Annotated in this window: 11 protein-coding genes; 2 read left to right on the forward strand and 9 right to left on the reverse strand. The window is 72.6% G+C overall.

Features of this window, described 5'->3' with window-relative positions; all coding sequences use genetic code 11:
* Window positions 1-40 precede the first annotated feature (40 nt).
* The 8 genes from L1785_RS02015 to L1785_RS02050 all read right to left on the reverse strand — a co-directional run bounded on the left by L1785_RS02015 (window position 41) and on the right by L1785_RS02050 (window position 10,333).
* Entirely contained in the window at window positions 41-1,321 is a 1,281-nt protein-coding gene (locus L1785_RS02015; RefSeq protein ID WP_236087462.1) for an aromatic amino acid lyase, read from the reverse strand.
* Window positions 1,314-2,414, reverse strand: a complete 1,101-nt coding sequence (locus L1785_RS02020; RefSeq protein WP_236087463.1) for a hypothetical protein — start codon at window positions 2,412-2,414, stop codon at window positions 1,314-1,316. The genes L1785_RS02015 and L1785_RS02020 overlap by 8 nt, the downstream gene beginning before the upstream one ends.
* A 193-nt stretch (window positions 2,415-2,607) precedes the next feature.
* The gene (locus tag L1785_RS02025) at window positions 2,608-4,122 is read right to left on the reverse strand and encodes a hypothetical protein (protein ID WP_236087464.1); all 1,515 of its coding nucleotides are present in this window, start codon (window positions 4,120-4,122) and stop codon (window positions 2,608-2,610) included.
* 186 nt (window positions 4,123-4,308) lie between these two features.
* A complete protein-coding gene (locus L1785_RS02030; protein ID WP_236087465.1) occupies window positions 4,309-6,690 on the reverse strand; it encodes a Tex family protein in 2,382 nt (793 codons plus the stop codon).
* 108 nt (window positions 6,691-6,798) lie between these two features.
* The gene (locus L1785_RS02035) at window positions 6,799-8,454 is read right to left on the reverse strand and encodes a monocarboxylic acid transporter (RefSeq protein ID WP_504861696.1); all 1,656 of its coding nucleotides are present in this window, start codon (window positions 8,452-8,454) and stop codon (window positions 6,799-6,801) included.
* Complete coding sequence (locus L1785_RS02040) at window positions 8,451-8,792, reverse strand: DUF485 domain-containing protein (RefSeq protein ID WP_236087466.1); 342 nt, start codon at window positions 8,790-8,792, stop codon at window positions 8,451-8,453. The genes L1785_RS02035 and L1785_RS02040 overlap by 4 nt, the downstream gene beginning before the upstream one ends.
* 192 nt (window positions 8,793-8,984) lie before the next feature.
* Window positions 8,985-9,737: a tRNA (guanosine(46)-N7)-methyltransferase TrmB gene (gene trmB, locus L1785_RS02045; RefSeq protein ID WP_236087467.1), complete on the reverse strand. Its 753-nt coding sequence runs from the start codon at window positions 9,735-9,737 to the stop codon at window positions 8,985-8,987.
* A 95-nt stretch (window positions 9,738-9,832) separates the two neighbouring features.
* Window positions 9,833-10,333, reverse strand: a complete 501-nt coding sequence (locus L1785_RS02050; RefSeq protein WP_236087468.1) for a hypothetical protein — start codon at window positions 10,331-10,333, stop codon at window positions 9,833-9,835.
* A gap of 95 nt (window positions 10,334-10,428) precedes the next feature.
* Between L1785_RS02050 and L1785_RS02055 the strand changes: the two genes are divergently transcribed.
* A complete protein-coding gene (locus L1785_RS02055) occupies window positions 10,429-11,373 on the forward strand; it encodes an FAD-dependent oxidoreductase (protein WP_236087469.1) in 945 nt (314 codons plus the stop codon).
* A gap of 21 nt (window positions 11,374-11,394) precedes the next feature.
* Here the strand turns inward: L1785_RS02055 and L1785_RS02060 are convergent, their stop codons facing one another.
* Window positions 11,395-12,612, reverse strand: coding sequence for an FAD-dependent oxidoreductase (locus L1785_RS02060; RefSeq protein ID WP_236087470.1), 1,218 nt, complete (start codon window positions 12,610-12,612; stop codon window positions 11,395-11,397).
* Between the two features lie 84 nt (window positions 12,613-12,696).
* Here L1785_RS02060 and L1785_RS02065 point away from each other — a divergent pair, with 84 nt between their 5' ends.
* Window positions 12,697-13,302: a PadR family transcriptional regulator gene (locus L1785_RS02065; RefSeq protein ID WP_236087471.1), complete on the forward strand. Its 606-nt coding sequence runs from the start codon at window positions 12,697-12,699 to the stop codon at window positions 13,300-13,302.
* Window positions 13,303-13,332: the final 30 nt, after the last annotated feature.

Consider the following 13,332-nt stretch of genomic DNA (forward strand, 5'->3'; position numbering starts at 1 on the left):
CGGCGGGACCGTCCGAGCACGGTGCTGGGTGCGACGGAGGTCACACCGACCAGCCGAGCAGCGGGCGTGCCCGCTCGATCCGCTCGACGAGCGTGGTGCCCCCCGCTGAGCCGCCCAGGATCTCCGACGCCTCGGCGGGCGCCCCGATCTCGACCGCACGTGACACGACGACGGCGAGGACAGCGAGCATCTCGTGGACGACGCCGAGGCCGCTGCGGAGCACGCTCGACATCATGACGCCGTGCGTCCACAGGTCCTCGATGTCGTGCGAGGTCGCGCCACCCGCCGAGAACGGCCGCGGGCTCAGCAGGCCCCGCAGCCTGTGCACGTGCGCGGCGACGAGCTTCGGGACCTGGATGAAGCCGAGGCGTTCGTCGTCCGCAAGGTCGGGGGCGAGCCCTCCCGCCCCATAGCACAGCCACGTGACGGCACGGTCGACCCACGCGCCCACGAGAGACCATGCGTCGAAGAGCGCCGATGTCGCCAGCGCAAGCCGGGGTGCGAGAAACGACGCCTGCTCGACCAGCCGGCCCTCCGCGACAAGGGGATTGTCGGACTGCCGGGAGAGCTCTTCCTCGAGCACCGCCTCGAACTGGTCCTGAGCGTGTCTGAGCGTGTCGAGCACATCCTCGGCCGCCCGGATGGCAACGGGATCCTGTCCGAGCCGGTCGGCCATGGCGCCCTCGGGCATCCCACCCAGGTACCGCGCGGACTGCTTCGCACGCCCGGCCACCAGGGCAGCGCGGACGACCCGTTCAGTCGTCGCGACGCCGGACCGTAGGGCCGGGACGAGCGCCAGTGCCACGCCGAGATGGACGAAGGAGCCGTTGATGAGCGACAGCGCGCCCTTGGGCCCCAGGTCGAGGTGCTCGTGCTGGAGGAGCCCCTTCGCCCACCAGGTGCCGCAGATCACGTCTCCCGACGAATAGGTCACGTCCAGCGGGACGGGGGGCGCGAAATCCGGGTCCAGCGCCGCTGCCACGACGGCGTCGAACGCCTCCGGGGAGCAGCCCGTGCCTCCCCGGCTGAGCTGGTGCACCTTGACGAGCGAGATGCAGCGTGACTGCAACCGGTCGGCCCAGACCAACCCTGGCAGGAGGTGGCTCGCCAGCAGGTCCCCCTGGAACGCGGCGATGTCCACCAGCCGGTCCCGGTCCCGGTGCCCCACACCGGTCGTCACGCCATAGCCGTCGCCCCCGCCCTGCACGAGCGCCACGAGCGCCTCGTGCTCACCCTTGACCACCGAGCGAGCCGCCTGCCAAGTCTCGGGCTCTGGCCCGCCGTCGATCAGGGCGAGCAGCATCTGGACGGTTTCAGCCACGACGGCCTTCTCTCACGACGGCGACCACGCTGGCGATCGCGATGACGAACATCATTGTCGCGACCGCGACCCGGACCGTGCTGGTCACCGGCGAGTCGGGCGCGACGAGGAAGTCGAAGAGCACGAAGCCACCCTGCAACGCCGCGATGACCGTGAACAAGTACAGGAGCTTGTTCCGGCGGACGTCCATCGTCCGCCCGAGCGCGTCGCGTGCGTCTGCGGCTACCGAACGCACCGAGGCTACCTGGTCGCGGAGCCCGTTCCGGGCCTCTTCCAGGCGCCACGCCTGGATCGCAGACTCGCGGGTCGCGGCCGCGGTGTTCGTCAGGTACCGGGCGCGCTCGCCCAGGACGAGCAGGCGGAACTCCAGGTCCGCAGCCATCCGGACGCCCTCGAGGACGAGGGCGTCGAGCTCCTGGGCCATCTCTTGCTTCGAGGCCCGTCGCATCCGGGCCATCTGCCCGAGCATGTCGCGATAGGCGTGGTCCACGAGGATCCACTCCTCGGTGACGGCAAGGAGTCCTTCGGCGGCAGCGTCCAGCTCGTCGTCCGACGGGACGTACGTGTACCCGTCTCCCACGCCGACCGCCTCACCCGTCGGTCGGATGCCGACGCTGGCACACGTCTCCTCGCTCGGCCGCACCATGAGCCGGTGCCACCACATGACCCGCCCTTCGAAGGCAGCCGGAGCCCGATCACCCTGATGGCGCCGCACGACCTCCGCCGTTCGTGCGGCGAGGTGGTCAGCTGCCGTGCGGAGCGCCGCCTCCAGGGTGCGGAGCTCCTCCAGGTCGCGAACCTCGACGTCCACGCGGATGGCGGCGATCCCCAGAGCCGAGATGTACAGCGTCCCGACCCGGTCGAGCAACTTGACCTCGGCACGCGCCCGCCGGGAGAGGAGGGCCGCCCGCGTGCCGGGTGCGTGGTCCTCGATGACGAGGTCCGCCTCGACCGGAGTGTCCATCCAGGCATCCAGCTCGGCGAGCATCTGCCCGATCGTGCTGGAGCCGCCGATCGAGACCTCGTCCTGGTGGCTCCACGCCTCTTCGAGGACTTGCGGAAGCATGAAGGGCGCAAGCAGGCGAACGCGCATGGTGCCCGACAATAGCCGCCGACCAGCGCAGACACGCCCTCCGACGCGCGGCCACGGTCAGAACGGCGGCGCGTCCGCCGGGTGCGGCTCGGTTGTCGCGCTCGGCTCGGTTGCTCGCCCTGTCCCGGGGGACGGGGCCGGCGTGCCGACGCCCGGTGGTCGTGGGCCGGGTCGACGACGGTGGCCGGGCGCGTCACGACCCGACCGACCGGCGTGACCCAGACGGTGTCCCCCGTGTCCGGGTCCCGGACGACGCGCCAGCCGCCGTGCGTCTTGGCCCGATGGTGCCCGCGGCACAGCGCCTGCAGGTTGCTCGCGCGGGTCTGCCCCGGCTCGCTGGCCCGGCCGGGCGCCGCATGGTCGAACGGCTCGACATGGTCCAGGTCGCACCGCTCCGCCACCCGGTCGCACGACGCGAACGTGCACGTCTCGTCCCTGGCCCGCACCGCCGCGCCCAGCACCTTGCCCGGCGCGTAGGCGGTGGTGGAGTAGTCCGTCGCACCCCGGTCACCGGGTCGGTCACCAGCCGTTGCCAGGTCCCATCCACAGCCAGCGTCCGCGCCACCTCCGCGGGCACCGGACCGTACCCGGCCAGCACGCCCGGCGCGTCGTCCAGACCCAGCAGGGTCCCCGCCGAGACCGTGACCCGCACCTGCGCCGGGACCGTCACAGCGCGCACCCGCGTTCCCCCGCACACGCACGCCCCGCACGTGCAGCCCGACGCCGGACCCGTCGTCCGCGAGACGGGATCGCCCGCGACCCGGCCCGGCGCCTCGCCCGCCACGTGGTCCGGCGCCGCGCCCGGCCCGTGCTCAGGCAGCACGACCCGGCCCGTCACGAGCGCGACGAACACGTCCGCCCGCGCCTGACCCAGCGTCCGCGGCTCCCCCGCCGTCCGGTGGATCGCCGTCCCGGCCGCGTCGACCGCGGCCCACACCGCCGCCGCGTCCTGAGCGGGCAGGTACGCGCTCACGTACGCCATCGCGTCCTCGACCGGCTCGACCGTCACGTGCAGCCTCTCGCGCGCCGCCCTGCGGTTCCGCTCAGCACCCTCGCCGCCCGGTGCGGCGGCCTCCGCGTTCATCCGGTTCCGCAGCGCCCGCAGCCCCAGCCGGGGCGCGTGCACCAGGACGCGCACGGTCGCCGCGCGCCGCTCCTCCGCCGTCGGGAACGCCCCCGCGAACGCCAGCACGTCCGCCTTGCGAGCGCACACCACGCCCTGGCCCAGGGCCGTGCGGACCTCCGGCAGCTCCTCGAGCGCCAGCGCCCGGCCGACCAGGGTGCGCCCCACCGTCGGGGCATGGCCGAGCTGGGCCGCGATCTCGTCCCCCAGGTGCTCCAGGTCCGCGGAACCGACCCGCCGCGCCGCGAGCTCCGCCGCCGCGGCAGCCTGCTGAGCTGCAGCCCAGGCGCCGACCGCCTCCCACCCGGTCACGACCTCGCCCAGCACCGCCTCGCTCGCGTCCGCGGCCTCGATCCTGGCCAGCAGACCCACCAGGCCGACCCCCGGCAGCAACCCGGCAACCCGCGCGTCCAGCGCGTCGGCACGGGCCCCGTGCGACACGTCCCATGGCAGGTCCCACACCTCGTCCGTGGCGCCCGCCCACTCGCCGAAGGACAGATCGACCCGCGGCAGCAGGTCGTCGCCGGCGGCCACGCCACCAGCGAGAACATGCGCCGGGAACCCGCCCCGGAGGTCATCGAACATGTGTTCCACCCTACCGGGGCGCCCCGGAACCGCCCGCCGAGACCGGCCCTCGCGGCGAACTCTTTCAGGAGCAGAACCCGCTCAGCGCAGCGGTTCGCGGGGAGCACCCGCTCACGGCCCGCCCCTGCCCTCGCCCGCAGACCGGTCGCCCCGTACGGAGGGCGACCGGTCCGGCGTCGGCTGGTGCTACGCCAGGCCCGCGCGGCGCAGGGCCTCGGCCATCGCCGTGTCGGCGGGAGCCTGGCCGCCCCGCCCGCCCGGGCGCCCGTCGCGGCCGGGGCCGCCGCGTCGCCCGGCGTCACGCCCACCAGACCGGTCGCCGCCGGAGCGCTCGCCACCGGATCGCTCGCCCCCGGACCGCCCCGCACCCGGCCGTCCGCCGGACGGCACGACCGACACCTCGTCGTCGAGCCGCAGCGTCAGCGCGATCCGCTTGCGTGGGAGGTCGACCTCCAGGACCTTGACCTTCACGATGTCGCCCGACTTCACGACCTCGCGCGGGTCCCGCACGAACGACTTCGACAGCGCCGACACGTGGACGAGGCCGTCCTGGTGCACGCCGACGTCGACGAACGCGCCGAACGCGGCGACGTTCGTCACCTGGCCCTCGAGGATCATGCCCGGGACCAGGTCCGACAGCTTCTCGACGCCCTCCGCGAAGGTTGCCGTCGTGAACGCCGGACGCGGGTCGCGGCCGGGCTTCTCCAGCTCGGCGAAGATGTCGGTCACGGTGGGCAGGCCGAACGTCGCGTCGACGAATTCCGTCGGCTTGAGCGTTCGCAGGGCTCCGCCGTTGCCGACGAGGGCCTTGAGGTCCGTGCCGGCCGCGCTGACGATGCGGCGGGCCAGCGGGTACGCCTCAGGGTGCACGGACGACGCGTCGAGCGGCTCGTCGCCGCCGGCGATCCGCAGGAAGCCGGCGCACTGCTCGAACGCCTTCGGGCCGAGCCGGGGCACGTTCTTCAGCGCCGCACGCGACGGAAAGGCGCCGTTCGCGTCGCGGTAGGCGACGATGTTCTCCGCCAGCGTGGTCGTGATGCCAGAGACGCGCGCGAGGAGCGGCACGGACGCCGTGTTGAGGTCGACGCCCACCCCGTTCACACAGTCCTCGACCACCGCGTCGAGCGAGCGCGACAGCTTCGTCTCCGTGATGTCGTGCTGGTACTGGCCCACGCCGATCGACCTGGGGTCGATCTTCACGAGCTCTGCCAGCGGGTCCTGCAGGCGGCGGGCGATCGACACGGCGCCGCGCAGCGACACGTCCATCCCGGGCAGCTCGGCCGACGCGTACGCCGAGGCCGAGTACACCGACGCGCCCGCCTCGGACACCACGACCTTCGTGAGCCCGAGCTGCGGCGCCCTCTTGATGAGGTCGGCCGCGAGGCGATCCGTCTCGCGGGACGCCGTCCCGTTGCCGATCGCGATGAGGTCGACGGTGTGGCGGGCGCACAGCGCACCCAGCTTCGCCAGCGACTCGTCCCAGCGGTTCGCGGGGGCGTGCGGGTAGATCGTGTCCGTCGCGACGACCTTGCCCGTCGCGTCCACGACCGCCACCTTGACGCCCGTGCGCAGGCCCGGGTCGAGGCCCATCGTGGTGCGGGTGCCCGCGGGAGCGGCGAGCAGCAGGTCGCGCAGGTTCGCGGCGAAGACCTGGACCGCCCCGTCCTCCGCCTCGGTCCGCAGCCGCATCCGCACGTCGATGCCGAGGTGCACGAGGATGCGGGTGCGCCACGCCCACCGGACCGTGTCGAGCAGCCAGCGGTCGGCCGGACGCCCCTGTGCGGCGATACCGAACCGGCGGGCGATCTCGCCCTCGAAGCTGGACGGCACACCCGGCTCCGTGGGCTCCTCCGGCTCGACGACCACGTCGAGCACATCCTCCTTCTCGCCGCGGAACAGCGCGAGGATGCGGTGCGACGGGAGGCTCGACAGACCCTCGGAGAAGTCGAAGTAGTCGGCGAACTTGGCGCCCGCCTCCTCCTTGCCCTCGCGGACCTTGGAGACGATGCGCCCGCGCGCCCAGACCTGCTCGCGCAGCGTGCCGATGAGGTCGGCGTCCTCGCCCATCCGCTCGATGAGGATGGCGCGTGCGCCGTCGAGCGCGGCCTGCGCGTCCGCGACGCCCTTCTCGGCGTCGACGTAGGCCTCGGCCGTGGCGGCCGGGTCCAGCGTGGCGTCCGCCAGCAGCGCGAGCGCGAGCGGCTCGAGGCCGGCCTCGCGCGCGATCTGCGCCTTCGTGCGCCGCTTCGGCTTGAACGGCAGGTAGATGTCCTCGAGCCGGGCCTTGGTGTCGGCGGCCAGGATCTGGGCGCGCAGCGCGTCGTCGAGCTTGCCCTGCTCCTCGATCGAGGCGAGGATCGCCGCCCGCCGCTCCTCGAGCTCACGCAGGTAGCGCAGCCGCTCCTCGAGCGTGCGCAGCTGCGTGTCGTCGAGAGTCCCCGTGACCTCCTTGCGGTAGCGCGCGATGAACGGGACGGTCGCCCCGCCGTCCAGCAGGTCGACCGCGGCGGCCACCTGCCCTTCCCGCACGCCCAGCTCGTCCGCGATGCGCCGGTTGATGCTCAGCACTGTCCGTTACCTCACCCTCCTGCTAGTCCGGTCGCATCCTGCCAGGCGCCTCCGACACTTGTCGCATCGACTGCGCACCGGCCAGACCGCCGTCGGGCAGAGAGGGCGTCAGTGCGTGACGGCCTTCTCCGAGCCCGCGCCCGTGAGGGAGCGGACCTCCATCTCGGCGAACTTCTCCGGGTGCGGCGGCTCCTTGCTGAGGAAGGTGCCGACGATGCCCAGCACGAACGCCAGCGGGATCGTGATGATGCCCGGGTTGTCGAGCGGGAACCAGTGGAAGTCGACCGCGGTGTCCTTGATCATCGACAGGCTCGTGCCCGTGACCGGGTCGACCTTCCCCGAGACCACCGGGGAGAAGATGATCAGCACGATCGTCGAGGTCAGGCCGCCGTAGATGCTCCACAGCGCGCCGGACGTGTTGAACCGCTTCCAGAACAGCGAGTAGATGATCGTCGGCAGGTTCGCCGAGGCGGCCACGCAGAACGCGAGCGCCACGAGGAACGCGATGTTCTGGCCGTTGGCGAAGATGCCGCCGACGATCGCGACGAGACCGATCACGACCACGGTGATCCGGGCGACCTTGAGCTCGCCGTCCGGGTTGACCTGGCCCTTGCGGATGACGTTGGCGTAGATGTCGTGCGCGAAGCTCGTCGCCGCCGTGATCGTCAGGCCCGCGACCACCGCGAGGATGGTGGCGAACGCGACGGCCGAGATGACGCCGAGCAGGATCTCTCCGCCGAGCACGTAGGCGAGCAGCGGTGCCGCCGAGTTGCCCTTGCCTGGTGCCGCGGCGATCACATCCGGCCCGACGAGGGCGCCGGCGCCGTAGCCGAGGGCGAGCGTGAGCAGGTAGAAGATGCCGATGAGCCAGATGGCCCACACGACCGAACGGCGCGCCTCGCGGCCGTCGGGCACCGTGTAGAAGCGGGTGAGCACGTGCGGCAGGCCCGCGGTGCCGAGCACGAGCGCGATGGCGAGCGAGATGAAGTCGAGCCTGCTCAGGTCGGACTTTCCGTACTGCTTGCCCGGCTCGAGCAGCGCCTGGCCGCCCTCGCCGGCCCTCGCCACGGCCGCGTCGAGCAGGCTCGAGAAGTTGAAGCCGAACTTCGCGAGCACCCAGAAGGAGATCACGGCGGCGCCGACGATGAGCAGCACGGCCTTGATGATCTGCACCCAGGTGGTGCCCTTCATGCCGCCGACCAGCACGTACAGGATCATCAGCGCGCCGACGACGGCGATCACGATGCCCTGCTGCGTCGGGTCGGTGACGCCGAGCAGCAGCGCGACGAGGCCGCCTGCGCCGGCCATCTGCGCGAGCAGGTAGAAGAACACGACGGCGAGCGTGGCGAACGCCGCTGCCAGGCGCACGGGCCGCTCCTTGAGACGGAACGACAGCACGTCGGCCATCGTGAACTTCCCCGTGTTGCGCAGGAGCTCGGCGACGAGCAGGAGCGCGACGAGCCACGCCACGAGGAACCCGATGGAGTACAGGAAGCCGTCGTAACCGTTGAGGGCGATGGCGCCCGCGATGCCGAGGAAGCTCGCGGCGGACAGGTAGTCGCCCGCGATGGCGACGCCGTTCTGCGGCCCGGTGAAGTTGCGGCCGGCGGCGTAGTAGTCGGCCGCGGACTTGTTGTTCCGCGACGCCCAGAACACCACGACCATCGTGATCGCGACGAAGACGCCGAAGATCGCGATGTTCAGGATGGGGCTGCCGACCTGCTGGCCGGGCTCGGGGACCTCCAGGAGCAGTGTGCGGTTCACCGGTTCTCTCCCTCGATCTCTTCGCGCAGCGCGTCGGCGTGCGGGTCGAACTTCTTGTTGGCCCAGCTCGCGTAGAGCATGGTGATGGCGAAGGTGGACGCGAACTGGCCGAGGCCGAGGACCAGCGCAACGGTGATCGAGCTGTCGCCGATCCGGGTGCTCATGAAGTCATGGGCATAGTTCGCGAGCAGCACGTACGCGAAGTACCAGACCAGGAAGATCGCGACCCACGGGAAGACGAAGTTCCGGAACGTTCGCTTCAGCCCCTGGAACTCCTCGGATCTCTCCACTCTTTGGTATGCGGTCTCGGCGGGCTCTTCCGCCTGCAGGTCGCTCATGACGCCTCCGTTGGCTCGCGCGGTCGCGCCTCACCGCACGACCGGGGGCGGACATCCCACCCGGGTGACAATGTGCCGTAGATCACCCTATGGAGGCAATCGTTTCGCCCAGCGGTTTCCCTTTTTTGCGCAAACGACAGCCTTGCGCCCGGGGCGACCGGCCGACGTCGGCCCCCGGTTTGCCCGACGGGGTCAGGCGCGGACGAACTCCAGGTCCGTGATGCTGCGGCCCGCGAGGCCGCCCTTCTTCTCGAAGCTCGTCAGCACACGGCCCTCGAAGCGAGGCGCGGCTGCGCCGGAGCCGTGGGCGTTGCGGAAGGCGTCGCACTCCTCGGCGACCTCGAGCATCTGCTCCGCGTACGCGGCCCAGTCCGTCGCGAGGCGCCAGTGGCCGCCCGGCCGGAGCACGCGGGCGGCGAGGCGGGCGAACGACGGCGTGACGAGGCGCCGCTTGTGGTGGCGCGACTTGTGCCACGGGTCGGGAAAGAACACCCACAGCTCGTCCACAGCGCCCTCTGGGACGGCGCCCTCGAGCAGCTCCGCCGCGTTGGCCTGCACGAGGCGCAGGTTGGGCAGACCCTCGGTGCCACGCTCGCGGCCGGCCTTCTCGGCGCGCAGGACCGTCTGCGCCAGGCCCGGCTCGTAGACCTCGACGGCGAGGTGGTCGCGGCCCGGGTCGGCCGCGGCCGCCGCGACGACCGCCTCCCCCAACCCCGACCCGATCTCGACGACGAGAGGGGCCTCCCGGCCGAACTCCAGCACTGGATCGAGCACGAACCCGGGGGCCACGGAGGTGCGCGCGACCGCGCGGGGCACGTCGACCAGGTACGCCGCACCCCGGGCATCCCACGCGCGCTGCTGCTTGTCCGTCAGGCGGCCGGAGCGGCGCACGAACGAGACGGGCTGCGTGCGGAACCGCGAGAGGTCAGGGGCCGTGGAGGTCACGCGTCAAGGGTACGGGGGCGCCTCCCAGGGGTGCGGAGCCGGTGGGTGCGGAGCCCGGTGGGTGCGGGCCGGCGCTGTCCGGCCCACCGCGCCGCTCAGCCCTGGGTCACCGTGTAGTTGACGACGGCGGAGCCGTCCTGCTCGCTCGACGAGAGCAGGACCTGGTAGCCCTCCTTCTCGAGGATCGCCATGCCGAGGCCGGCCATCTCCTCGGGCTCCGCGAACCCGGAACCGATCAGCAGGTCCCGCGCCGCGTTCGTCGCGTCCTCGGCCGTGCTGCCCTCGACCGTGATGAGCACGATCCAGGCGGTGCCGGTGCCGGTGTCGGTGGCGACCGAGCTCGCGATCTCGCCGTCGACCAGCGGGATCACGTCCGACGGGAAGCCCTCCGCGAGCTCGCCACCCGTCTCGATGTCGACGTCCTCGCCGGTCTGGCCCTGGACAACCTCCTCGGCGGCGTTCTGGGCGGCGTCCTCGATCATCTCCTGCGGGCTGCAGGCGGCGAGTGCCGAGGCGGTCACGAGAACCGCGAGAAGGGCTGATGCGGAGCGGGCTGCGAGGCGCGCCCCGCCCGGGCGCGCGACAGTACGAGTCATACGGCGAGGTTCCCATGCGGCGCGATCCGAGGTCGGGCGGGAGTGGGTGAAGTTCGGGGGAGCCCGCCGTAACAGGCGGACCGTAACGTGGCGCCATGAGCACAGTCCTGGTGGCCGGCGCGGGTGTCGTCGGCCTCACGTCCGCCATCCGTCTCCTCGAGGCCGGCCACGACGTCCGCGTCGTCGCCCGCGACATCCCGGGGCTCACGTCGCGCGCCGCCGGCGCGTCGTGGGGGCCGTACCTCGTGGGCCCGTGGGCGGCGGTGCGACGCTGGTCGGCGGTGTCGCTGGAGGTGTTGCACAGCCTCGCGGGCGACCCCGCCACCGGCGTGGCGGTCACGTCGGGCGTGGAGCTGACGGAGCACCCGGGCGAGCTGCCTCCGTGGGCCGACCTCGTGCCGAACGTCCGCGAGGCTCGGCCCGACGAGCTGCCGCCGGGCGCCCCGGCCGGGCTGCGGTACACGGTGCCGATCGTCGACATGGCGGTGCACCTCGAGTGGCTCCTGTCCCGCGTGCGGGAGCTGGGCGGTACAGTCGAGCACGGTGAGCTCACCGCGCTGGCGGAGGCGGGCGCCGACGTCGTCGTCAACTGCACGGGGACCGGCTCCGCGGCCCTCGCCGCCGACCCGGCCGTGGTGCCCGTGCGCGGCCAGGTGGTGGTGGCGCAGAACCCGGGGATCACGGAGTTCTTCATCGGCGGCAAGCACAGCGGGTCGGATCTGACGTACTGGTTCCCGCACGGTGACCGCGTCCTGCTGGGCGGCACGTCGCAGGCGGGCGCGGCGTCGTGGGACCCGGACCCGGCGACGGCGGAGGCCATCCTCGCCCGGGTGGCCTCCGTGGAGCCGCGGCTCGCCGGCGTGCGGGTCCTGGAGCACCGGGTGGGCCTGCGCCCCTCCCGGCCCGACGTGCGGCTCGAGCTCGAGCGCCGCCCCGGCGCAACCCCGGTGGTGCACAGCTACGGGCACGGGGGCGGCGGCGTCACCTTGTCGTGGGGCTGCGCCGCGGACGTGGTCACGCTGGTCGGCTCGCTGGCCTGAGCCCGCGCGGTCCGACGTCGGTCACGCCGCGACGGGGCCCGCCGACGCGTCCCAGTCGATCCGGTAGTCGGTCACCCAGTCGCGCGTCGTCCGCGCCGCGACCCGGCCGACGAGCGGCAAGATCACGTGGTCGCGCACCACGCGGCTGAACGGGCTCGGGATCTTCTGGTTCGACGTGCGCTTCGCCTGGGCGATCAGCTTCTCCACGCGCCCCCGGCGCAGCGCCTCGAAGGCCGCGAACGCAGCTTCGGGGTCGCCGTGGTCACGCAGGAACCGCGCGAGCAGCACGCCGTCCTCGATCGCGAGCGAGGCACCCTGGCCGGACGTCGGCGAGATGGCGTGCGCCGCGTCGCCGATCAGCCCGATCGGCCCGCGGTGCCACACGGGCACGGTCGGCAGGTCGAGCGTGTTCCACGGCGGGATGATCTCGGGCGTCGCGGCGATCAGCTCCAGCGCGGGGCCGGCGTCGTCGGCGAAGAGGCTGTTCAGCTCGGCCCGCCACCGGTCCGGGGTGTAGGCCGCGAGCTCGTCGCGGGCCGCCGCGCGAGCGCGTGGCACGTTGGCGAACCACCAGACGTCGCCCGGCCCGCGGTGGGCGTAGGCGAAGAAGGCGCGCCGGCCGAAGATCATCGTGAACAGGCCCACCGGCGTGTCCACGTCCACGCCGGAGGCGTAGCCGCCGGTGTTGAGCAGGCCGGTGTAGCGCGGCGGCGGGCAGCCCGGGCCGAGGATCTCCCGCGTGCGGGAGTAGAGGCCGTCGGCGCCGATGAGCAGGTCACCCTCGGCCGTGGTGCCGTCCGCGAACGAGGCGACCACACCGGCCCCGAGGCCGGCTCCGCCGTCGGGCGGCGTCGCGACGTCGACGAGGCGCTTGCCGTACTCGATCGGGATGCCGCGGCGCAGCGCCTCGTCCCGGAGCGCGGTGTAGAGGTCGGACCGCCGCACCGTCTGGCTGACGGTGCCGAAGGCGTCGTCGCGGCCCATCGGGATGCTGGCCAGGACGCGCCCCGACGACCCGCGCAGCTCCAGCGCGGGCGTGTCGAAGCCCCCGAGCTCGCGGTGGTCGATGCCCAGCACCCGCAGGGCGGCGAGGCCGTTGGGCGCGAGGGTGAGGTAGGCGCCGACGCCGTCAGCGGTGCGCTGGTACGCCTCGTGGACGGTCGCGTCGATGCCGGCCTTCTGCATTGCCATGGCGGTCACGGGTCCGGTGATGCCCGCTCCGATGATGAGTGCTCTCATGCGCCAACCATAAAATGGTTAGCCATAAGATGGCAAGGGTTCTTGCTGCGGGGATCTGGCCGACCCCGCCCTTAGGCTGACGACGTGATCCAGGACTCCCGGCCGCGTTCGCCGCTCGCGATGGTGCTGCTGGCGCTGCTCGCCGAGGAGCCCATGCACGCCTACCGGATGCAGCGGCTGATCAAGACGCGGCGCAAGGACGACGTCGTCAACGTGGCGCGCAGCAACAGCATCTACCAGGCGATCGAGCGGCTGCTCCGCGACGGCCTCATCGAGATCCACGAGAAGCTGGCGGCCGACGCCGCGCCGGCCCGGATCGTCTACGCCCTGACCGACGCCGGCCGCGACGCCCTCCGGCGCTGGATGGACGCGGCCCTCGCCACACCGGCGCGCGAGTTCCCCGAGTTCCGGGCGGTGCTGGCCGTCCTGGCGATCACCGGACCGGACCTCGTGCGCGACCGCCTCGAGGAGCGCACCGCGGCGCTCGAGGCGGTGCTCGAAGAGGCCGAGCGCGATGCGGCGACCGCCCGGGAGTGGAACCTGGCCAGGGTGCTCATGCTGGAGCACGAGCACCTCGTGACCGTCACGCGAGCCGAGCTCGAGTGGGTCCGGCAGGTCGTCGCGGACCTGCGGTCGGGCGCTCTGACGTGGGACACGCAGGAGATGCTGGCGTCCCGCCCGCCGGAGTAGGCCGCGCACCGCCACCGCATCAACAGAGCC

The sequence above is a fragment of the Antribacter soli genome (assembly GCF_021568775.1).
Taxonomy (GTDB): Bacteria; Actinomycetota; Actinomycetes; order Actinomycetales; family Cellulomonadaceae; genus Antribacter; species Antribacter soli.